Below are 21,616 nucleotides of genomic sequence, written 5' to 3' on the forward strand. Positions count from 1 at the left end.
TGACGCGCGGGTCGCGGGCCGCGTACTCGTCGAGGATCGCACCGCAGCCGTCCGGCGAGCAGTCGTCCACCGCGATCACCTCGAAGTCGGCGTACGACTGCTCCAGGACCGAGTCGAGACACTCGCGCAGGAAGCCCTGCACCTTGAAGCACGGGACGATGACGCTGAAGCGGGGCACTGCGGGTCAGCTCCTTGCGAGGGTCACGGCGGCGGGGGCGGGGACGCGCTCCGCGAGCGGGAGCACGGGCGGGAGCGCCTCCGGCGGCTCGCCGAGCAGCACCCGCCGGACCACCCGCTCGGCGGCCCGGCCGTCGTCGAACTGGCAGAACCGCTCCCGGAACGCGGCGCGCAGCGCCCGCGCCTCCGGCCCCGCGTACGTGCCGTCGCGGAAGACGCGCGCCAGTTCCTCGGGCGTGCGCGCCACCGGACCCGGCGGCTCCGCCATCAGGTCGAAGTAGACGCCCCGCGTCTCCCGGTAGACCTCCCAGTCGTCCGCGTACACGACGATCGGCCGGTCCAGATTGGCGTAGTCGAACATGATCGACGAGTAGTCGGTGATCAGCGCGTCCGCGGCCAGACAGACGTCCTCGGAGGAGCGGTGCGCGGTGACGTCGATGATCCGGCTGTCCGCCGCTGCCCGCCCGCGGTCGTAGAAGTAGTGGGCGCGCAGCAGCACGACCACGTCCTCGCCGGCCGCCGCGCAGAACGCCTCCAGGTCGAGGCCCGGTTCGAAGCCGGTGTGGTGGTCGCGGTGGGTGGGCGCGTACAGGACGGCCGTGCGGCCCTCGGGCACGCCGAGTTCCCGGCGGACGCGGGCCACGTCCTGCGCGGTCGCCGTGTAGTACACGTCGTTGCGCGGATAGCCGTACTCCAGCGCCTCGTACGAGCCGGGGAAGGCGCGCTCCCACATCTGGGTGGAGTGCCGGTTGGAGGACAGATTGAAGTCCCAGCGGTCGACCCGGCCCAGCAGCTTGGCGAAGCTGCCGGACTGCGCGGCCACCACCGGGTACGTCGACTGGTCCACGCCCATCGTCTTCAGCGGGGTGCCGTGCTGGGTCTGGACGTGCACGCTGCCCGGCCGCTTGACGACGCCCTCGGCGAAGTTGGCGTTGTTGACCAGGTACTTGGCGCGGGCCAGCACCTCCCAGTAGCGGCGGGAGCCGATCACCACGTGGTCCACGTCCGCCGGTACGGCGTGCTTCTGGCCGGCCTCCACCAGGAACACCGAGCGGATGTGCGGGGCGAGTTCACGGGCCTTGGCGTGGATCGCGGCCGGGCTGCAGGCGTAGCCGCGGCCCCAGTACGCGCAGTACACGGCGAGCCGCGGGTCGATCGGGCGGCGCAGCTGCGCCCGGTAGTGCAGCCGGGTGCGCAGCCTGCGGGGGCGCGGGACGCGTTCGGCCGCCCGCGCCGCCGACCGGTTGGCGGTGCGCAGCGCGCAGAACGCCGTGTAGGCGCCCGCCGCCAGCAGCCGGTGCTGGACGCCCAGGCTGCCGGCCGGCACCCGGTAACCGGCCGGGCGGTGCCGGCGGTACAGACGGTGCGCGCGACGGAAGAAGGCCCGGTGCCCTGAGGGCAGTCGCTCGGGCCGGGAGGCCGTCTTCAGAACGGTCGCGAAGAGCTGGTCGAACAGCGCCCGGGCCCGCTCGGCGGCCGGCCCCTGCTCGGCGGCCCGGGTCAGCACCAGGTCCACCTGGTCGAGCAGTTCGCGCTGGTGCTCGCCGGGCAGGTTGAGCCGGCTGCCCTGCCGCCGCAGCCGGTGCCGGACCAGCACCTGGCGCAGCACCGCGACCCGCTCGGCGGCGAGGGCCGTCAGACCGCCCCAGCCCAGATCCGTGAAGTGGCCGTCGGGAAAGGCGAGTCGGTGCTCGGTGACGAAGGAGCGGCGGTAGGCGGCGCTCCACGCGGGCAGCGGTACGCCGGTGATCCGCGGCGCGTCGGCGGGGGCGAACGCGCCGCCGGGGGCGGCGGCCAGCAGCGCGGTGGCGGGTTTGCTCGGCGCGCCCTCCCACCAGGGGGTCCGCTCGTGCTCGAAGTACAGCACGTCCACGTCGCCCGTCTTGCCGAGCCGCGCGTCCAGCGCCGCCAGCGCCCCGGGGAGGAGCAGGTCGTCGCCGTCCAGGAACAGCAGATAGGTGCCGGACGCGGCTCGCATCCCGGCGTTGCGCGCCCCGCTCAGCCCGGCGGACGGCGGTGAGTGCACCGGGGTCACCCGGGGGTCCCGCTCGGCGTGCTCCCCGGCGACGTCCGCCGCCGGGGAGCCGGGGGCGTCGCAGACCGGGATCAGCTCCAGGTCGTCGAAGGACTGGGCGAGGACCGAGTCCAGCGCCTGGGACAGCCGGCCCGCGACCCCGTGGGACGGAACGATGATGCTGAAGCGGGGCATTGCGCTCTTTCTGTTGTCTTACCTGCCTCCCGGGTCGCCAAGGTCCCGGGACTCAGGCCGTACGGACGCGGCCGGGCCGCCCGGCCGGCCGCCAGGTGGACGGTCGGCTGGGGGTGGGCCGCGAGGTGCTGCAGGGCATGGGAACTCCCGCCAGGGGAAACGGTGTTCAGCGGCCGTCGGTGACGGTGATCGGAACAGCAGGTTTCGGAAGGGTGACCAGCGGGGAGCCGGTACGTGCCGAGGACGCCGACGGCACCGGATGACGCTCGGCGAGCGGCGTGACCGACGGCAGCCCCGCGGCCTCGCCCAGCACCACGTGCCGGACGACCCGTTCGGCGGCCCGGCCGTCGTCGTACGGGCAGAACCGCTCGCGGAACGCGGCCCGCAGCTGGGCCGAGCGCGAGCCGCGCCAGTGGCCGGTCGTGAAGATGTCGATCAGCTCGTCCTCGCTGCGCGCGTAGGCGCCCGGCGGACGGGAGCGCAGGTCGAAGTAGGTGCCGCGGGCCGCCTCGTACGCTTCACGGTCCGGGGCGTACACGACGATCGGCCGGTCCAGGTTGGCGTAGTCGAACATGATCGACGAGTAGTCGGTGACCAGCGCGTCCGACGCGAGACACAGGGACTCGACGCTCGGGTGGCCGCTGACGTCGATGACGCGCTCGCCCTCGGCCGGCGGCGCGCCGTGCCCGGGGTGGGCGCGGACCAGCAGCACATAGCGGGGGCCGAGCCGGCTGAGCAGGCGCTCCGGGTCGAGCGGCAGGCGCTGGGCGCGCCGGTGGTCGCGGTGCGTGGGCGCGTACAGGATCGCCACCGTGCCCTCGGGGATGCCGAGCTGCTCACGCAGCCGCGACACGTCCGCCGAGGTCGCCTTCTGGAAGACGTCGTTGCGCGGGTAGCCGTACTCCAGCGTCGTGTAGCGGCCCGGGCAGACCCGCTCCCAGGTGAGGGTGGAGTGCCGGTTGGCGGACAGGACGTAGTCCCACTTGTCGACGCCGTCGAGGAACGCCCCGAAGTCCGTGCCGCGGGCGGCGGCCGGGCGGTCCAGCAGATCGAGGCCCATCCGCTTGAGCGGGGTGCCGTGCCGGGTCTGCACACAGACCTGGCCGCGCCGCTTGACCAGCCGCGGGTCCAGATCGGCGTTGTCCACCAGGAACTTGGCGCGGGCCAGCGCCGTCCAGTAGCCCGCCGAGTCGGGCCGCAGCCGGCGCGTGGCCGGCGGCACGGTGTGCTGGTGCTCGGGCCGGGCGATCCACGCCGTGCGGATGTGCGGGGCATAGGTGCGGAACGCGGCCTCCAGCGCGCCCGGGTTGCAGCCGTGACCGCGGCCCCCGTACGCGGCGAACACCGCCCGGTCGGCGCGCACGGGCAGGCACCGCTGGACGCGGTAGTGGAGCCGCAGGGCGGCGGCGCGCACCGCCCGGCCCAGGCCCGAGGCGAGCCGTCGCGCGAGCCGGCCCAGGGCCGCCGCCAGCCGGAGCGTGCGGTAGGTGCGGTGCGAGCCCAGCCGGATCAGGGTGTGCCGCAGCCGGGAGCGCCGCGGGACGGGCGTGCCGGGTGTGCGGTGGCGGAGGTAGTGGGCGCGGGCCCGGCGCAGGAACGCGGCCCGGGTACCGCGCGGCAGCCGGTCCCGCCTGCCGTACACGGTCGCCAGGTGGTCGACCATGCGCTGGAACAACACCGGCCGCCAGCAGGCGAGTTCGGGCCGCTCGGCGAGGTAGGCGAAGACCCGGTCGTACTGCTCGAAGACGTCGAAGTGCTTGCGGCTGGTGGTGGAGAGGATGTTGCCGGCGCGGCGCTGCCGGTAGTGCACGCACACCCGGTCCAGGGTCGCGATGGACTGCGCCGACATCAGGGCCGGGAAGGTCCAGGGGGTGTCCTCGTAGTAGCCCGGCGGGAACGTCAGCCGCTCGGCCTCGACGAACTCCCTGCGGTAGGCCTTGTTCCAGGCGACCATCAGGACGTCCAGCAGCCCCGGCCGGTCCGTCAGCCGGAAGGGGGCCGGGCCCTCCTCGCTGAGCTGGGCGGCGGCCTTGTTGCGGACCGCCTCGCCCGTCCAGTAGGTGCGCGCGTAGTCGTAGACCAGGACGTCCGGTTCGTCGGTCTCCTTGATCCGGTCGGCGATCGACTCCAGGGCGTGCGGGGTGAGCGTGTCGTCGCCGTCGAGGAAGATCAGGTAGTCGCCGGTCGCGCACTCCATGCCCGCGTTGCGGGCCCGGCCCAGGCCCCGGTTCTCGGACAGGTGCACCGGCCGGACCCGCGCGTCGCGCGCCGCGTACTCGTCGATGATCGCCCCGCTCGCGTCCGGTGAGCGGTCGTCCACGACGATCAGTTCGAGATCCGGGTACGACTGTTCCAGCACCGAGTCCAGACATGCGTGGAGGTACGCCTGGACCTGGTACGCGGGGACAATGACACTGAACCTGGGCACGGCACATCCATGGGTCGGTCGGCGCGGGCGTTCTGCCCGGGAACGGCCGATGGAGTGAAGTGGTTACGGTTCGTACGGCAAGTGGGGGACATCCGGTGAACGCCGAGGGGCGGCCCGGGTCGGCCCGCCCCTCAACAGGTGCCGGTTTTCCGTCACTTGACCGCGCCCGCCATGACCCCGGACACGAACTGCCGCTGGAACGCGAAGAACACCGCCAGCGGGATCACCATCGAGAGGAACGCGCCCGGCGCCAGCACGTCGACGTTGTTGCCGAACTGGCGTACCTGCGTCTGCAGGGCGACCGTGATCGGCTGCGAGCCCGACTTGGTGAACACCAGCGCGACCAGCATGTCGTTCCACACCCACAGGAACTGGAAGATGCCCAGGCTGGCGATGGCGGGCCCGCCGAGCGGCATGACCACCCGCGCGAACAGCCGCAGTTCGCCGGCGCCGTCCAGCCGGGCCGCCTCCAGCAGCTCCCTCGGGATCTCCGCGAAGAAGTTCCGCAGCAGGAACACGGCGAACGGCAGACCGAAGCCGACATGGAACAGGACCACCCCGAGGATCGACCCGAACAGCCCGATCGTGCCGAACAGTTCGGCGATCGGGATCAGCGCCACCTGCACGGGCACCACCAGCAGTCCGACCACGGCCAGGAACCACCAGTCGCGGCCCGGGAACTCCAGCCACGCGAAGGCGTAGCCGGCGAGCGAGCCGATGACGACGACCAGCACCGTCGCCGGGACCGTGATCAGCGCCGTGTTCACCAGGGAGTGGGTGATGTCGCTGTTCTCCAGCAGCTTCTGGTAGCTGTCGAAGGTGAGCTGGGACGGCTTCGCGAACACGTTCCACCAGCCGTCGGCGCTCATGTCCTCGGGCGCGCGCAGGGAGGAGAGGAACAGCCCGACGGTCGGCACCAGCCAGAACAGGCCGACGACGATCAGGAAGGCGCGGACCAGCCCGCCGCTCAGCCGCTCCGCGATCCGTGAGCCGAGCGACCGCCGGGCCTTGACCACCCGGCCGGGTGCCGCCTCGCCGATGCTCTCGGCATGCGTCGTCATCGCCGCCCCTCCCGCCTCAGCCGGCGGATGTTGAACCACATCACGGGGATCACCAGCAGCAGCAGGAACACCGCGATGGCGCTGGCGATGCCGGGCCGGTCCTCCGCGAAGCCCTTCCGGTACAGCTCCAGGGCCAGCACGTTCGCGTCGTCCTGCGAGGAACCCGGCGCGATGATGAACACCAGGTCGAACACCTTCAGCACATTGATCATCAGGGTGACGGTGACGACCGCGAGGACCGGTGCGAGCAGGGGCACGGTGATCCGCCGGAACACCTGCCACTCGCCCGCCCCGTCGACCCGCGCGGCCTCCAGCAGTTCCCGGGGCACCCCCGCGAGCCCGGCCGCGATCAGCACCATCGCGAAACCCGCCCACATCCATACGTACGATCCGATGACGGCCGGGGTCACCAGCGCCGGGCCCAGCCAGTCGACGCCGTTGTAGGGCGCCTTGAAGTTGTCCGCGGGGAGCCGCAGCCGGGCGCCGTCGGCCGCCGCGGGCAGTGTGAACGTGCCGTCGGCGGCGGCCTTCGTGGCGGCCACCACCGTGCCGTCCCGCACCGCCTCGATCCTCATTCCGGCGTAGCCGAGTTCGGACGGGTCCGGGGCGCCCGGTGTGCCGACGCCCTTGCCACGGGTGAAGTCCTGCCAGGTGGTACCGGTGACCTTGCCCGGCTCGGGCTGCGCGGCCCGGGCCGGGCGCGCGTCGCCGGGCAGCTGGTCGGGGGCGACGCCGACCAGCGGCAGGGTGACCGGGGTGCCGGCGCGGACGGCCGCCGACGTGATGAAGCCGCCGCCGTCCGCCCGCAGCGGCGACTCGCGGCCCGGGTGCGCCTTCGGGAACGCGGACGACTGGGCGAAGGTGTCGTGCACGCCGACCCACACGGCGTTGGCGACGCCCTTGTCCGGGTCCTGGTCGTACACCAGCCGGAAGATGATCCCGGCCGCCAGCATCGAGATCGCCATCGGCATGAAGACGACCAGCTTGAACGCTGTTCCCCAGCGCACCCGTTCGGTCAGCACCGCGAAGACCAGGCCGAGCGCGGTGGACACGGTCGGCGCGAACACCACCCAGATGATGTTGTTCTTCAGCGCGGTGCGGATCCCGTCGTCGTCGAACAGGGCCCGGTAGTTGTCGAATCCGGCGAATCCGTCGCCCGATGCGTTGCCGAAGCTGCGGACGAGCGAGTACCCGATCGGGTAGACCACGAGCGCGCCGAGCAGCACCAGGGCGGGCAGCAGGAAGAGCGCTGCCACGGTCCTGCGGGTGCCGGTCACGCTCTTGCGGCTGCGCGGTGCGGCGGGGGGCGGTGGGCCCCCCGCCGCGGTGGCCGACGCCATCGCCGGCTCAGCCGCCGTTCCCGTACGCGGCCGCCGCGTCCTTCTCCAGCCGCGCCTGGGCGCCCGCGACGTCCGTCGGGTTCTGCAGGAAGTCCTGCAGGGCCTTCCACTCGCCCTTGCCGGGCGTGCCGCCGAAGGCCTGCGGCGCCTGGTCGGACATGTCGAAGCGGAAGTCGTCGCCCGAGGCGATCAGCGCCTTCGCGATCGTGCGCTGCACCTCGTTCGGGTAGGCCGAGTTCGGCACGTTCTTGTTCGGCGAGAGATAGCCGCCGAGCTTCGCCTGGATCGTCGCCGCGTCCGGCGAGGCCAGGAAGGTGACCAGCGCCTGCGCCGCCTCGGAGTCCTTCAGGACGACCGCCGCGTCACCGCCGGAGACCACCGGCGCGGCGGAGCCCACCGCCGGGAACGGGAACACCTTCGCGTCCGTGCCCACCTTCGCCTTGGTCTCACCGATGTTGACCTGCGCGAAGTCGCCCTCGTAGACCATCGCCGCCTTGGGCTGGTCGCCGCCGGTGAAGGTCTGGGTGACGGAGGCCGGGAACTCGGTCTGGAGCGCGCCGCTCGCGCCGCCCGCGACATAGTCCTTCTCGCCCCAGATCTGGGCGAGCGTGGTCAGCGCCTCCTTGACGGAGGGGTCCGTCCACTTGATCTCGTGCCGGGCGAGCCGGTCGTACTTCTCCGGGCCCGCCTGGGAGAGATAGACGTTCTCGAACCAGTCGGTGAGGGTCCAGCCGTCGGCGCCGCCTACGGAGAACGGCGTGACCCCCGAGTCGTACACCGCCCGCGCCGTCGTCAGCAGCTCCTGCCAGGTCGTGGGCTCCGTGGCGCCCGCGTTCTCGAACGCCTTGGCGTTGTACCAGATCAGCGACTTGTTGGCGGCCTTGTAGTAGGCGCCGTACTGCGTGCCGTCGACCTTGCCGATGTCCTGCCAGCCCTGCGTGTAGTTCTCGGCCAGCTCGGCCCGCGCCTGGGGGCCCAGCGGCTTGGCCCACTTCTTGTCCACCGCCTGCTTGATCGCGCCGGGCTGCGGCAGCAGCGCGACATCCGGCGGCCGGCCGCCCGCGATCTTCGAGCCGAGGAAGTTGATGATCGGGTCCTGCGCGGGCACGAAGGTCACCTCGGCGCCCGTGCGCTGCGCGAACTCCGCGAGAACCTGCTTGAAGTTCTTCTGCTCGCCGCCGGTCCACACGGCGGCGACCTCCAGGCTCGCGCCGTCCAGCTTCGGCAGGGTGACGCCGCTGCCCTTCTCGCCGGCGCTGCTGCTCGCGCCGCCGCCGGTCTTCTTGTCGTCGTCGCTGCCCCCGCAGGCGCTGAGTGCGAGCGCCCCCGCGAGGAGCGCGGCGAGTGTGGTGACGGCCCTGTGTGTCCGGATGGTGCTGCTCCTGCTGCGCATCACTGCCCCGTTCTCCGTTCGCCGTTGAACGTCCGAGCGCTGTCCCGTGCCGTACGGTCTACGCCCGGCCCCGCGAACGCGGCAAGAGCGCCTGCGCTGTCAACCGGCTGATCGTGACCGGCTCGTGACGGGGCGTGCGGGCACGGCACCCCTGACTACAGCAGCGACGGGACCTGCGCGGCCGACACCTCCCGGGCCGCCCGCTCCACCGCGCTCGCCAGCAGCGCCAGGTCCGTCGGCCCGTTGCCCAGTTCCCGCACCGGCCGACGGGCCGGCGGGTCGCCCATGCGGTGCCAGTCCAGCGGGACGACCGTGGGCCGCTGGGTCGCCGTGCGCGGGATGCGTCCCGTCACCCGGCCCGCCTGGAACGCGGTGACGCGGCCGTCCGCCGTGGCCAGCCGGCCGCGGCCCGGCGCCGGTTCGTCCGGTCCGGAGGACGGGGCGTCCAGGGCGACCCGGAGCGCGGCCTGCCGCGCCGGTTCCGTCTCCGCCGTACGACCGCCCGGACCGGCCGCCGCCACCAGATGGACGCCGAGCCGTTCGCCCTCCCTGGCCACCGCCTCAAGGGCCCGCATCACCGAGCCCGCCGCGGGCCGGCCCGGCGAACCGAGCGCCGGGGAGACCAGCGCGTCCAGGTCGTCCACGACCACCACAAGGCGGGGCAGCGGCGGCGGCGCCTCCGTCCGCCCGCCCTGCCGGGCCGCGCTGGGGCGCAGCCGCAGCGTCGTGCTGGGCGGGGACTCCAGGTCGCCATTGCCCGCGGCGGGCCGCCCGGGCGCGGTGCGCTGCGCGACGAACCGGCCCGACACCTCGCGGTGCGTGTGCCACTCGGCGAAGCCCGCCCGGCCCAGCAACTCGGCCCGCCGCTTCAGCTCGGCGCTCAGGGACTGCGCGAACTCCCGCATGCGCACCGGGTCGTTGGCGGTCAGATGGGTGGTGACATGCGGTATGTCCGTGCACACGTGCAGTCCTTCGCCGCCCGCGCCCACGCCGTCCCGTCCGTCGATCAGCACCATGCTCAGCCGGTCGGGGCGCTCGGCTGCGGCCAGCGAGGCGACGACGGCGCGCAGCAGCTCGGTACGCCCGCTGCCCGGCGGCCCCTCCACCAGCAGATGCGGACCCTCGGCGACCAGGTCCGTACAGAGCGGGCCGCGGGGACCCGCGCCGAGCACCGCCCAGGCCCGCCCGCCCGGCGACTCCGTGTCGTCCGCCGCGTCCGCCCAACGCGCCATCAGCGACGCCGGGGTGGCCCGGGCGAGCCCCAACTCGTCCAGCAGACGCGCCGACTGGGGCAGCGGCGCGGCCACGCGCGCGTGCCGCTCGTCGACCGCGCCGTCCGTGCGCAGCGGCGCCAGCGCCCGCGCGAACCGCTCCGCCCAGGCGGGCGAGACCGCGTCGACCGCGGCCGGTGCGCCGGGGCCGAGCGGGCCGGCCGGGGCGGTGTGCGCGTCCGGCCGGGGGACCCGCAGCAGGTGCAGCGTCGTGGCGACGTCACCGCCGAGCAGCGCGACGGCGCCGCACGCCCGGAACGTCGGCGCGACCGCGCACGCGGCCTCGTAGGCCGCCTCGTACGTCCCCGGCGTGGCGGGGGCGGGCGGCGTCTCGGCCAGGCACACGACGTGCATCCCGGCCCGCGGCCCCTCCAGGGCCAGCCGTGCCACCGCCTCGCGCAGGCCCGTGCCGCCCGGGTCGCCGTCCACGACGACGACCGTGTACGGGCCGGGGAAGCCGCCCGTCGCGCCGCCGGCCGTGGGCGAGGAGGGGTGCGGCGCCGCGGAGCCGTCGGCCACATGGCTCTCCAGGCGGCGCAGCAGCTCCTCCGTGCGGGCGGCGGCCTGTTCGCGGTCGTAGGCCAGCAGGAGGCGGCAGTCCTGGCTGTGGCCCGGGCGCACATGGGGCAGCCAGCCGAGCCAGGACCACTCGGCGGTGCGCTCCTCCACAGGGCGTGAGCGGTCCGCGCTGATCAGGACGAGTTCCAGACCGTCGGGGGAGTGCAGCGCGGCGAGCTGGGCCAGGACCGCGCGGGCCAGCCCGGACAGCCGGGGGCGCGGTCCGGCCAGGCCCAGCGCCCCGGCCTCGCGCAGACCGACGGTCACCGGTGCGCCGGTGACCGGGCCGCCCGGCGCCGCCCCGTCGGACGTGCCCAGCCGGACGGTGAGCGTCTGCGGGTGTCCCGGCCCGCGCTCCCACAGCCGCGGGCCCGGGCCGAGCGCGGTCAGCAGCAGCGCCGCCGGGTCCGGCCAGGTCTCCGGCCGCTGCGGGCCGCCGGGAGCGGGGCCGCCGGGGGCGCCGGCGCCTTCTGCGTCGTACGGCCCCGGGCCGTCGGCCGCCGGATCGGCGCGCCCTCCGGCCAGCCGCCGCGCCCAGGCGCCGAGGCCGCCGCGCCTGCGCATGCCCGGCGGCAGGTCGGTGCCGCGCACCGGGGTGCCCTTGCGGCCCCCGGCGTCCGGGGCGTCCGGGTCCGGGTCGCCGCCGTGTCCGTACGACCCGGACGGACCGTCCGCGGTGTGGTGTCCGTGCGGGCGCGTGCCCGGTGTGTCCTCGGTGTGGCCGCCCCGCGCGTGCGGATCGCCGAAGGCCACGCCGCCGACCCCGAAGCGGCCGGCGTGGGTGTCCCCGCCGCCCGTCCCGGGACCCGCGCCGTGTGTCTCCCGCGCCCCGTCCCGGTGCTCGATCCGCGGCGCGCCGGCCTGCCCGGGCACGAACGGGGGCTCCGCCGGACGGTGCTCCTGGGCGCGGGGTGCCGCACCCGGGGCACCCCAGCCCGCCGTGCCGTAGGTGTGCCGGGCCGGCCCGGAGGGCGCGCCCTGTCCGCTTCCCGGGGCCGCGGCGTCCTCGGCGTATCCGGCGTCCGTCGCGTCCCCGGTGCGCGGGGTCACCCGCACGCAGCCCTCGCCGTCGGGCGCCGTCCGCATCAGGGCGCCCGGCCCGCCGGACGGGGTGAGCCGCAGGGCGGACTCGCCGATCCGCAGCAGCGCGCCCGGCGTGAAGCGGACCGGGCGGTCGGCCACGCGCGCGCCGTCCAGCGCCGTGCCGTTCGTGGAGCCGAGGTCGGCGACCGAGACGTGGCCGTCGGCGGCGACCGTGACGGCGCAGTGGAGGCGGGAGACGTCCGGGTCGTCGAGCGGGACGTCGGCGTCGGCGGAACGGCCGACGGTGATCCGGCCGCCGTGCAGCAGATGGACCCCGCCCGCGTCCGGCCCCGCGACCACGTGCAGCTGGGTCGGGGCGTCGTCCAGCTCCGGATGGGGCTCCGGCTCGGCGGGCGCGCCCAGGGCCAGCACGGCGCCGTCGACCAGCGGGGGCTCGCCGAGGGTGCAGCGCCGGAGGTCCAGCCGCTCGGCGCCGGCGTACAGCACGACCGGGGCCGCGGCGTCCCGGCCCGCGGCGCCGTCGCCGGCGACCGTCGAGGCGAGCGCCGACGTCACCGCCGCCAGGGCGGTGCCGGCTGGCGCCGTGACCAGCACGTCGCGGCTCGCGGCGTGGCCCCGCTGCGGTGCCGGGCCCAGCGGGTCTACGACGGTCAGCCGGATCTGCATCGCCGTCAGCGGTCCCTTCTGCACGGGCGCGGACTTCCCCACCCCACACGAGCACGTCGGCCAGTACTGCACGCATCCTCGCACCTGTCACCGACAACGTGCCCGCGGCCCGGTGGTAAGTGATCTTGATTGGTCGGCTCTGCCCCCAAAAGTGCCTGAGCGGTACCGCAAAAGTGGCTGACCGGTACCGTCCCGGTGATCACTTGAGATCGGCCCTGTCCTGGTTCGGCAACCTTTCGGCAACCGGCAGAGCGAGCGGAGCGTCTTTCCTTCGAACATCGACGGGAACGCTTATGTGGTGCCCCCGGAGGCGGCACTACAGTGGATCGGAACACCAGCAAGCAACAGGGAGCACATGACGTGCGGCCGGTAGGCAGCAAGTACCTGCTCGAGGAGCCGCTCGGGCGCGGCGCCACGGGCACCGTCTGGCGAGCCCGCCAGCGGGAGACGGCGGGCGCCGAGGCAGCTGTGGCCGGCCAGCCCGGAGAGACCGTCGCGATCAAGGTCCTCAAGGAGGAGCTGGCGAGCGACGCCGACGTCGTCATGCGGTTCCTGCGGGAACGGTCCGTGCTGCTCCGGCTCACCCACCCGAACATCGTCCGGGTGCGCGACCTCGTCGTCGAGGGCGATCTGCTCGCGCTGGTCATGGACCTCGTCGAGGGCCCCGACCTGCACCGCTACCTGCGCGAGAACGGCCCGTTCACGCCCGTGGCCGCCGCGCTGCTGACCGCCCAGATCGCCGACGCGCTCGCGGCCAGCCACACCGACGGCGTCGTCCACCGCGACCTGAAGCCCGCCAACGTGCTGCTCCAGCAGCAGGACGGCCGGATGAACCCGCTGCTCACGGACTTCGGCATCGCCCGCCTCGCCGACTCCCCGGGCCTGACCCGGACGCACGAGTTCGTCGGCACGCCCGCGTACGTCGCGCCGGAGTCCGCCGAGGGCCGCCCGCAGACCTCCGCCGTCGACATCTACGGCGCCGGCATCCTGCTGTACGAGCTGGTCACCGGCCGTCCGCCGTTCTCCGGCGGCTCCGCCCTCGAGGTGCTGCACCAGCACCTGAGCGCCGAGCCGCGCCGCCCGTCCACCGTGCCCGACCCGCTGTGGACGGTGATAGAGCGCTGCCTGCGCAAGAACCCCGACGAGCGCCCCAGCGCCGAGAACCTCGCGCGCGGCCTGCGAGTCGTCGCCGAGGGCATCGGCGTGCACGCCAACTCCGCCCAGATCGCCGCAGCCGAGGGCGTCGGCGCCCTGCTCGCCCCCGACCCGGCGCCCACCGCCGTACCGGGCGTGCCCGGAGCCGCCGATCCGACCCAGGTGCTGCCGACGGGCGCGTCCCCGGGGGCGTACGACCCGAACGCCGCGACCAGCGTCCTGCCGCACACCGGCGGCCCAGCGGGCGCCGCCGACCCCACCGCGGTCCTGCCGAACACCGGAGCGGCCGACCCGACCGCCGTCATGCCGCCGATGTCCCAGGGCCGGCCCGACCAGCCCGGGGCGCAGGGGCAGCAGCCCGAGCAGCCGCACCCCTGGCAGAACCAGCTGCGCGCCGCCCGCGACCGCAACGAGCAGACGCAGGTCCAGTACCTCGACCCGGACCAGGACCCGCTGCGCCGCCGCCCCCAGCGCCAGGTGGCCCGGCCGCAGCAGCAGCCCGCGCCCCAGCACCAGCAGCGGCCCCCGGGCGGCTACCGGCAGCAGCAGCCTCAGCAGTACCAGCCGCAGCCGTACGCCGCGCCGCGGCCCCAGCAGTACGCGCCGCCCGCACCGGCGGAGCCGCGGCGGCCGGCGCCCGAGCCCCGGCAGCCGCGGCAGCGCGGCGCCAACCCGATGAAGATCCCCGGGCTCGGCTGCCTCAAGGGCTGTCTGTTCACGATCGTCATCCTGTTCGTGGCGGGCTGGCTGGTGTGGGAGCTGAGCCCGCTCCAGGACTGGGTCGGGACCGGCAAGAGCTACTGGGGTCAGCTCAGCGACTGGTTCAGCACCGCGACCGGCTGGATCAAGGACCTGGGCGGCGGTTCCGGCGGGAACTAGGTCCTGTCGTCACATTCCCGTCGTTCGCCCGGAGGGCGGGCGCTGCGGCGTCGTGGGGGTCCCCCCTGGTCGAGCGGAGTCGAGAGCTTGGGGGAGCGTGCTCTCGGTGTGCCGGGCGCGGGTCCTCGTACTGGATGTACTTGGGGCTGTGTCCGGTGCGGCGAGTGGGGGTGCCCCCTGCTCGGAGAGCTCGGGGGAGCGTGCATGGCGTCGTGGGGCTGGGGGCACCTCCCGGCCGGAGGCTGGGGGAGGGAGTTTGACGACAGGGCCTACCCGCTCTGGGGATTTGTCGACACCTGGCGGGTGATTTCGGCCTCCGCGGTGAAGGTTGGCTCCTCGGGCGCGTAGTTTTGACCGCAACACGCGTCTGTAGGAGCAGTCTTGGCACGGAAGATCGGCAGCCGGTACACCGCGAACCAGATCCTGGGACGGGGCAGCGCCGGCACGGTGTGGCTGGGCGAGGGACCGGACGGACCCGTCGCCATCAAGCTGCTGCGCGAGGACCTCGCGTCCGACCAGGAACTCGTCGGGCGCTTCGTGCAGGAGCGCACGGCACTGCTGGGCCTCGAACATCCCCACGTCGTCTCGGTGCGCGACCTCGTCGTCGACGGCAACGACCTGGCCCTCGTCATGGACCTGGTGCGCGGCACCGATCTGCGCACCCGCCTGGAGCGGGAGCGGCGACTCGCCCCCGAGGCCGCGGTGGCCATCGTCGCGGACGTCGCGGAGGGGCTGGCGGCGGCGCACGCGGCCGGGGTGGTGCACCGGGACGTCAAGCCCGAGAACGTACTGCTGGACATGCAGGGGCCGCTCGGCCCCGGCGGCTCGCACCCCGCGCTGCTGACCGACTTCGGGGTCGCGAAGCTGATCGACACCCCGAAGCGGACCCGCGCCACGAAGATCATCGGGACCCCGGACTATCTGGCGCCGGAGATCGTGGAGGGCCTGCCGCCGCGGGCGGCCGTCGACATCTACGCCCTCGCGACCGTGCTGTACGAGCTGCTGGCCGGGTTCACCCCGTTCGGCGGCGGCCATCCGGGTGCGGTGCTGCGCCGGCACGTGACCGAGACGGTCGCGCCGCTGCCGGGCATCCCGGACGAGCTGTGGCAGCTGATCGTGCAGTGCCTGGCGAAGGCACCCGCCTCGCGGCTGCGCGCTTCCGAGCTGGCGGCGCGGCTGCGGGAGCAGCTGCCCCAGCTGGCCGGGATGCCGCCGCTGAGCGTGGACGAGCCGGACGCGGCGCCGGCGCCGGAGACCGCGGAGCCCTCGGCGGCGGAGCCGGCGCCCGGCGAACGGGTGCGCCGGCGGGGCTCGGTGTCGCTGGTCCCCGGCGCACAGCCGGACTCCAACCGGGACACGCACACCTCGATGCGGGTGCCGGGCGCCGACGAGCTGGCGGGCGGCGCCCGGGGCACGGCGCGGGTGCCCCGGGCCTCCGGTGCCCCGCGCCCCGGATCGGCCCGGCACCGGGCGGCGGCCCGGCGCCGGCGGGTGACGCTGGGGGTGGCGGGCGCGGTGCTCGCGGCGGCTGTCGGCGTCGGCGCCTGGCTGGCGACCTCGGGCGACGACGCGGGCACGACCCCGCAGAACACGCACACGTCCACCGCACCGTGACGTTTCCCACGGAGCGCTCCGCCGGACGGGTCGCGCCGCGCCGCCGGGCGTGCGCGGCGGGATCATGGCCGGCCGCCCGGTGCCGGCGCACCTCAGGGCCGCTGCCGCACCGGGCGGCCGTCGTCCGACCTGCTCGGCCCACCGTCCCGGAGCGGTGCTCGCCGGTCCGCCGTGCCGGCCGGTGCCCGCCGCCCCGCCGCCTCGGCCGCCGTCCTCCCGGCCGTCCGGAGGGCGCCGTGCGGCCGAGGTCGGTTGCCATTGCCGTTAGTCTGGATGCGTGGCAGTCGTCGATGTATCCGAAGAGCTCAAGTCCCTCTCCTCGACCATGGAGTCGATCGAGGCCGTTCTGGACCTCGACAGGATGAGGGCAGACATCGCCGTGCTCGAGGAGCAGGCGGCGGCGCCGTCCCTGTGGGACAACCCGGACGAGGCGCAGAAGATCACCAGCAAGCTCTCCCACCTCCAGGCCGAGGTCAGGAAGGCGGAGGCGCTGCGCGGCCGGATCGACGACCTCAGCGTGCTCTTCGAGCTGGCCGAGGCCGAGGACGACCCCGACACCCGCGCCGAGGCCGAGGCCGAGCTGACCGAGGTCAGGAAGGCGCTGGACGAGATGGAGGTCCGCACGCTGCTCAGCGGGGAGTACGACGCGCGCGAGGCGCTCGTCAACATCCGCGCCGAGGCCGGCGGCGTCGACGCGGCCGACTTCGCCGAGAAGCTGCAGCGCATGTATCTGCGCTGGGCCGAGCAGCACGGGTACCGGACCGAGGTCTACGAGACGTCGTACGCCGAAGAGGCCGGCATCAAGTCGACCACCTTCGCCGTGCAGGTGCCGTACGCCTACGGCACCCTCTCCGTGGAGCAGGGCACGCACCGGCTGGTGCGCATCTCGCCCTTCGACAACCAGGGGCGCCGCCAGACCTCCTTCGCCGGTGTCGAGATCCTGCCCGTCGTCGAGCAGTCCGACCACGTCGAGATCGACGAGTCCGAACTGCGCATCGACGTCTACCGGTCCTCCGGCCCCGGCGGCCAGGGTGTCAACACCACCGACTCCGCGGTCCGCATCACCCATCTCCCCACCGGCATCGTGGTCTCCTGCCAGAACGAGCGGTCGCAGATCCAGAACAAGGCCACCGCGATGAACGTGCTCCAGGCCAAGCTGCTGGAGCGGCGCCGGCAGGAGGAGCAGGCCAGGATGGACGCCCTCAAGGGCGACGGCGGCAACTCCTGGGGCAACCAGATGCGTTCGTACGTGCTGCACCCGTACCAGATGGTCAAGGACCTGCGCACGGAGTTCGAGGTCGGCAACCCGGAGGCCGTGTTCAACGGCGAGATCGACGGCTTCCTGGAGGCCGGGATTCGCTGGCGCAAGCAGCAGGAGAAGTAACCAAGTCGACAGCGCCGACAGCGCAACTGCCGCCTCCAGGGCGGCAGTTGCCGTTTTGTCTGGGTTTTACATCACACTCACAGGCGCCAACTCCCCGTAAATGCCCTGTCGGTGGACATTGCACGCGCAACGGCCTTGACGATCCCTTGGAAAATGGGAAGGGTGAAGCGTGCCATGCGTATCTCTGGGGCGCATGTGAACCGGGGGGCGTGAAGGACGTGAGGAACACGGACTTCACCGGCTACCCCCGTCGATCACGGCCGGCCCCATGCGCCGCACAGTGACCATCAGCTACTGGGGGTAGCAACCACATGACCAAGAAGACGCGGATCCGGATCGCGCGGATCGCGGCCGGTGCCGTGATCGCGGCCGGTGCCTCGCTGACGGCGGCCGGCGCCGCCTCCGCGAGCGAGTCGGACTGCCTGCTCGGCGTCCTGTGCTCCGAGGAGTCGCCGAGCCCGGAGCCCAGCGACACCGGTATCCCGACCGACCCGCCGGAGACCTCGGAGCCCACGGACGGCCCGACGGAGCCGTCGGACGAGCCCACCGAGCCCACGGAGGAGCCCACCGAGCCGACCGAGGAGCCCACCTCCGACCCGACCCAGGGCAACGGCAATGGGAACGGGAACGGCAACGGAAATGAGAACGGCAACGGGAACGGCGGCGGCAACGGGAACGGCAACAACAACGCCGACCCCAACGGCGGCTCCGGCACCTCGGCCCAGGAGCGCGGCTCCTCCGCCCTGACCGGCACCGGCTCGGACACCCCGGCGGCCGGCGCCAAGGCCCAGGGCACCGGTCAGGAGCTCGCCGAGACGGGTGCCGGGCAGACCGCGTTCCTGATCGCGGGCGCCGCCACCATGATCGCCGGTGGCATCGCCTTCCGTGTCCTGCCGCGCCTCGCTGGCGGCCGGGGCGGCGCGGCCGCCTGATTGTGACGCACTGTAGTCACGCTCGTACGGTCCGTACGTGTGATGCATGACTGATGCATGACGAAGGGCCCGGAGCCTGCCGCTCCGGGCCCTTCGGCCGTCCTCAGCCGCGCTGCGGTCCGCTCACGCGGTCTGGTGCGCCAGCAGCGCCACCGCGGCGATCAGCACCGCCAGCAGCGCGATCAGCGCCATCGGGTTCAGTCCGGCGAAGAAACCGTCCTGGAAGAAACCCTGCTGCTGCAGCCGCTCGCGGTTGGCCCGGCACACGGGGCACCGGCCCTCGCTCACAGGCGCCGCGCAGTTCGCGCACACCAACCGGTCGTACGTCATGCGCTCGCCCTCCTTGCACCGGCTGTCATACGGACAACGTCTGCGGGAACGAGAACGTTCCCTTCACCACTGTGCCAGGTTCCCGCGGAGCGTGCGCGGGTCGCCGGCATCGGACGGCCGCCGCGGACACCCCAGATACTCGGCACAAAAATGTACAAGCTCCGCACAACCTCGACCGGCGACTGCGCGCGCCCGTCCGGTTCGCGTATGGTCACGCACATCTACCCCCGGCGACCCGTGGTGCATCCGTGATCCGATTCGACAATGTCTCCAAGGTCTACCCCAAGCAGACCCGTCCCGCACTCAGGGAGGTGTCCCTGGAAGTGGAGAAGGGCGAGTTCGTGTTCCTCGTGGGGTCCTCCGGCTCCGGAAAGTCCACCTTCCTGCGGCTGATCCTCCGCGAGGAGCGGTGCAGCCACGGCCAGGTGCACGTTCTGGGCAAGGACCTCGCGCGCGTCTCCAACTGGAAGGTGCCGCAGATCCGGCGCCAGCTCGGAACGGTCTTCCAGGACTTCCGGCTGCTGCCCAACAAGACGGTCGCGGAGAACGTGGCCTTCGCACAGGAGGTCATCGGCAAGTCGCGCGGTGAGATCCGCAAGTCCGTGCCGCAGGTGCTCGACCTCGTCGGGCTCGGCGGCAAGGAGGAGCGGATGCCCGGCGAGCTGTCCGGTGGTGAGCAGCAGCGCGTGGCCATCGCGCGGGCCTTCGTCAACCGCCCCAAGCTGCTCATCTGCGACGAGCCCACCGGCAACCTCGACCCGCAGACCTCCGTCGGCATCATGAAGCTGCTCGACCGGATCAACCGGACCGGCACGACCGTGGTGATGGCGACGCACGACCAGAACATCGTGGACCAGATGCGCAAGCGCGTCATCGAGCTGGAGAAGGGACGCCTCGTCCGCGACCAGGCCCGCGGCGTCTACGGCTACCAGCACTGACACCGCACGAGATCCACGGAAAGGCTTGATCCGACGCCATGCGCGCCCAGTTCGTACTGTCGGAGATCGGTGTAGGTCTCCGCCGCAACCTGACGATGACCTTCGCCGTCATCGTCTCCGTCGCCCTGTCCCTGGCCCTGTTCGGCGGTTCGCTGCTGATGAGCGACCAGGTGACCACCATGAAGGGCTACTGGTACGACAAGGTCAACGTCTCGATCTTCCTCTGCAACAAGAGCGACGCCGAGTCGGACCCCAACTGCGCCAAGGGCGCGGTCACCGAGGACCAGCAGAAGCAGATCCTCGCCGACCTGAAGAAGATGTCGGTCGTCCAGAGGGTCACCTACGAGTCGCAGGACGAGGCGTACAAGCACTACAAGCAGCAGTTCGGCGACTCCCCGCTGGCCAGTTCGCTCACCCCGGACCAGATGCAGGAGTCGTACCGGATCAAGCTGAAGGACCCGGAGAAGTACCAGGTCATCGCGACCGCCTTCGACGGGCGCGACGGCGTCCAGTCGGTTCAGGACCAAAAGGGCATCCTGGATAACCTGTTCGGGTTGCTCACCGGCATGAACTGGGCCGCCCGGGCGGTGATGGCGCTGATGCTGGTGGTCGCGCTGATGCTGATCGTCAACACCGTGCGCGTCTCGGCGTTCAGCCGGCGCCGTGAGACCGGGATCATGCGTCTGGTCGGCGCCTCCGGCTTCTACATCCAGGCGCCGTTCATCGCGGAGGCGGCGGTCGCCGGACTGATCGGCGGCACGGTCGCCTGCGGATTCCTGGTGCTCGCCCGGTACTTCATCATCGACCACGGCCTCGCCCTGTCCGAGAAGCTGAACCTGATCAACTTCATCGGCTGGGACGCCGTGCTGACGAAGCTCCCGCTCATCCTCGCCACCAGCCTGCTGATGCCCGCGCTTGCCGCGTTCTTCGCGTTGCGCAAGTACCTGAAGGTGTGACGCACGCCAAGAGGGCCGTGCGGTCAACCGGCCGTACGGCCCTTCGCGTTGTCCTAGACTCACCGGCATGTCAGGCCGCGACCCCTTCTGTCAGCCCCGCCGCCTCCGCCGCGGGGCGGCCCTGACGTTGGTCTTCGCCGGTGCGCTCGTCACCGGCGCCGCGACCGGCTCCTTCCCCGACCCCGCGCACTCCGGTCGCGGGGCCCTCCCCCAGGAAGCGGCCCGCGCGACCATCCGGCCCGATGCCGTCCAGAAGGCCGCCGCCGAGGCCATGGCCGACGGCGAGTCCCCCATGGAGGCGGCCGAACGCGCCGTGAGCCGCAGCGGGGACCGCTGGGGCGCCGTGTACTCCCGGGGCGAGTACCAGGAGTTCGAGGAGGCCCTCGACGGCCAGTACACCGGCGTCGGCCTGTGGGCGCGGCGCGCGGGCGACGGCCGTATCGAGGTGACCCGGGTGCAGTCCGGCTCGCCCGCGGCCGCCGCCGGGCTCCGCAAGGGCGACCGGCTGCGCAGCGTCGACGGCACCGAGGTCGACGGGCGGCCGGTCACCGAGGTGGTCTCCCTGCTGCGCGGCGACGCGCTGGACGCGCCCGCCGGCACCGCCGTCCGGCTCGGCCTGGAGCGCGGCCCCCGCACCTGGCACGAGACCCTGCGCCGGGCCCGGCTGTCCACCGACTCCGTGACCGTCCGCACGCTCGCCACGGGCGTCACCGTCATCAGGATCGGCGCCTTCACCAAGGGCTCGGGCGACGTCGTGCGCAGCGCCGTGCGGCGGGCACCGGCCGGCGCCGGGATCGTCCTCGACCTGCGCGGCAACTCCGGCGGCCTGGTCACCGAGGCCGTCACCGCGGCCTCGGCCTTCCTCGACGGCGGACTCGTGGCCACCTACGACGTCGACGGCGAGCAGCGCGCCCTGCACGCCGAGGACGGCGGCGACACCACCACCGCCCTGGTCGCGCTCGTCGACGGCGGGACGATGAGCGCGGCCGAACTGCTCACCGGCGCCCTCCAGGACCGGGGCCGCGCGGTCGTCGTCGGCTCCCGCACCTTCGGCAAGGGCGCGATCCAGATGCCGACCCGGCTGCCCGACGGCGCCGTCGCCGAGCTGACCGTCGGCCACTACCGCACCCCCTCGGGGCACACCGTCGACGGCCGGGGCATCACCCCGGACCTGGTGGCCGACCGGCGGGCGCTGGAGCGGGCGGAGACCGTGCTCAGCGGGCTCGGCGACCCGTCGTAGCGCCGCGGTTTATCGGCTTCCCCCGCACCCCCTCCATGGTG

Annotated in this window: 15 protein-coding genes; 7 read left to right on the forward strand and 8 right to left on the reverse strand. The window is 73.4% G+C overall.

The features are described 5' to 3' along the window. The 7 genes from CTZ28_RS35990 to CTZ28_RS36020 form a co-directional block, all read right to left on the reverse strand. On the reverse strand, positions 1-178 hold a 178-nt coding region (locus tag CTZ28_RS35990; RefSeq protein WP_121893951.1), incomplete at its 3' end, for a glycosyltransferase family 2 protein. A gap of 6 nt (positions 179-184) precedes the next feature. After that, the gene (locus tag CTZ28_RS35995; protein ID WP_121893952.1) at positions 185-2,386 is read right to left on the reverse strand and encodes a bifunctional glycosyltransferase/CDP-glycerol:glycerophosphate glycerophosphotransferase; all 2,202 of its coding nucleotides are present in this window, start codon (positions 2,384-2,386) and stop codon (positions 185-187) included. Between the two features lie 166 nt (positions 2,387-2,552). After that, positions 2,553-4,814 carry a bifunctional glycosyltransferase/CDP-glycerol:glycerophosphate glycerophosphotransferase gene (locus CTZ28_RS36000; RefSeq protein WP_121893953.1) on the reverse strand — a complete coding sequence of 754 codons (2,262 nt, stop codon included), beginning with the start codon at positions 4,812-4,814 and terminating at the stop codon, positions 2,553-2,555. A 152-nt stretch (positions 4,815-4,966) separates the two neighbouring features. Continuing rightward, positions 4,967-5,875 (reverse strand): carbohydrate ABC transporter permease, encoded by a 909-nt coding sequence (locus CTZ28_RS36005; protein WP_121893954.1) that lies wholly within the window; start codon positions 5,873-5,875, stop codon positions 4,967-4,969. Further along, positions 5,872-7,215, reverse strand: a complete 1,344-nt coding sequence (locus CTZ28_RS36010) for a carbohydrate ABC transporter permease (RefSeq protein WP_183154762.1) — start codon at positions 7,213-7,215, stop codon at positions 5,872-5,874. Before CTZ28_RS36010 ends, CTZ28_RS36005 begins: the two co-directional genes overlap by 4 nt. Positions 7,216-7,222: 7 nt before the next feature. Then, the gene (locus tag CTZ28_RS36015; protein WP_121893955.1) at positions 7,223-8,608 is read right to left on the reverse strand and encodes an ABC transporter substrate-binding protein; all 1,386 of its coding nucleotides are present in this window, start codon (positions 8,606-8,608) and stop codon (positions 7,223-7,225) included. A 155-nt stretch (positions 8,609-8,763) separates the two neighbouring features. Continuing rightward, the gene (locus tag CTZ28_RS36020) at positions 8,764-12,147 is read right to left on the reverse strand and encodes an FtsK/SpoIIIE domain-containing protein (RefSeq protein ID WP_121894038.1); all 3,384 of its coding nucleotides are present in this window, start codon (positions 12,145-12,147) and stop codon (positions 8,764-8,766) included. A gap of 360 nt (positions 12,148-12,507) precedes the next feature. Here CTZ28_RS36020 and CTZ28_RS36025 point away from each other — a divergent pair, with 360 nt between their 5' ends. From CTZ28_RS36025 to CTZ28_RS36045, 4 genes are all read left to right on the forward strand, one after another. After that, on the forward strand, positions 12,508-14,181 hold the full coding sequence (locus tag CTZ28_RS36025) for a serine/threonine-protein kinase (RefSeq protein WP_121893956.1): 1,674 nt from the start codon (positions 12,508-12,510) through the stop codon (positions 14,179-14,181). Positions 14,182-14,562: 381 nt separating this feature from the next. Then, entirely contained in the window at positions 14,563-15,795 is a 1,233-nt protein-coding gene (locus tag CTZ28_RS36035; protein ID WP_121893958.1) for a serine/threonine-protein kinase, read from the forward strand. Positions 15,796-16,072: 277 nt separating this feature from the next. Further along, positions 16,073-17,179, forward strand: a complete 1,107-nt coding sequence (gene prfB, locus CTZ28_RS36040) for a peptide chain release factor 2 (RefSeq protein ID WP_121893959.1) — start codon at positions 16,073-16,075, stop codon at positions 17,177-17,179. Between the two features lie 311 nt (positions 17,180-17,490). Next, complete coding sequence (locus tag CTZ28_RS36045; protein WP_121893960.1) at positions 17,491-18,111, forward strand: hypothetical protein; 621 nt, start codon at positions 17,491-17,493, stop codon at positions 18,109-18,111. 123 nt (positions 18,112-18,234) lie between these two features. Here the strand turns inward: CTZ28_RS36045 and CTZ28_RS36050 are convergent, their stop codons facing one another. Further along, the gene (locus tag CTZ28_RS36050) at positions 18,235-18,441 is read right to left on the reverse strand and encodes a hypothetical protein (protein WP_121893961.1); all 207 of its coding nucleotides are present in this window, start codon (positions 18,439-18,441) and stop codon (positions 18,235-18,237) included. 248 nt (positions 18,442-18,689) lie between these two features. On the opposite strand from CTZ28_RS36050, the gene ftsE reads away from it, so the two are divergent. The 3 genes from ftsE to CTZ28_RS36065 all read left to right on the forward strand — a co-directional run bounded on the left by ftsE (position 18,690) and on the right by CTZ28_RS36065 (position 21,575). Further along, the gene (gene ftsE, locus CTZ28_RS36055) at positions 18,690-19,379 is read left to right on the forward strand and encodes a cell division ATP-binding protein FtsE (protein WP_121893962.1); all 690 of its coding nucleotides are present in this window, start codon (positions 18,690-18,692) and stop codon (positions 19,377-19,379) included. A gap of 38 nt (positions 19,380-19,417) precedes the next feature. Then, a complete protein-coding gene (ftsX, locus tag CTZ28_RS36060; RefSeq protein ID WP_121893963.1) occupies positions 19,418-20,335 on the forward strand; it encodes a permease-like cell division protein FtsX in 918 nt (305 codons plus the stop codon). Between the two features lie 67 nt (positions 20,336-20,402). Beyond that, positions 20,403-21,575, forward strand: coding sequence for a S41 family peptidase (locus tag CTZ28_RS36065; protein ID WP_121893964.1), 1,173 nt, complete (start codon positions 20,403-20,405; stop codon positions 21,573-21,575). Positions 21,576-21,616: the final 41 nt, after the last annotated feature.

This window comes from Streptomyces shenzhenensis, from assembly GCF_003688995.1.
Lineage (GTDB): Bacteria > Actinomycetota > Actinomycetes > Streptomycetales > Streptomycetaceae > Streptomyces > Streptomyces shenzhenensis_A.

What these genes read in the sequence shown, in the direction of transcription:
- CTZ28_RS35995 (WP_121893952.1), bottom strand. Translation starts at nt 2,386, where the DNA reads ATGCCCCGCTTCAGCATCATCGTTCCGTCCCACGGGGTCGCGGGCCGG.
- CTZ28_RS36005 (WP_121893954.1), bottom strand. Translation starts at nt 5,875, where the DNA reads ATGACGACGCATGCCGAGAGCATCGGCGAGGCGGCACCCGGCCGGGTG.
- CTZ28_RS36010 (WP_183154762.1), bottom strand. Translation starts at nt 7,215, where the DNA reads ATGGCGTCGGCCACCGCGGCGGGGGGCCCACCGCCCCCCGCCGCACCG.
- CTZ28_RS36015 (WP_121893955.1), bottom strand. Translation starts at nt 8,608, where the DNA reads ATGCGCAGCAGGAGCAGCACCATCCGGACACACAGGGCCGTCACCACA.
- CTZ28_RS36020 (WP_121894038.1), bottom strand. Translation starts at nt 12,147, where the DNA reads ATGCAGATCCGGCTGACCGTCGTAGACCCGCTGGGCCCGGCACCGCAG.
- CTZ28_RS36045 (WP_121893960.1), top strand. Translation starts at nt 17,491, where the DNA reads ATGACCAAGAAGACGCGGATCCGGATCGCGCGGATCGCGGCCGGTGCC.
- CTZ28_RS36050 (WP_121893961.1), bottom strand. Translation starts at nt 18,441, where the DNA reads ATGACGTACGACCGGTTGGTGTGCGCGAACTGCGCGGCGCCTGTGAGC.
- ftsX (WP_121893963.1), top strand. Translation starts at nt 19,418, where the DNA reads ATGCGCGCCCAGTTCGTACTGTCGGAGATCGGTGTAGGTCTCCGCCGC.
- CTZ28_RS36065 (WP_121893964.1), top strand. Translation starts at nt 20,403, where the DNA reads ATGTCAGGCCGCGACCCCTTCTGTCAGCCCCGCCGCCTCCGCCGCGGG.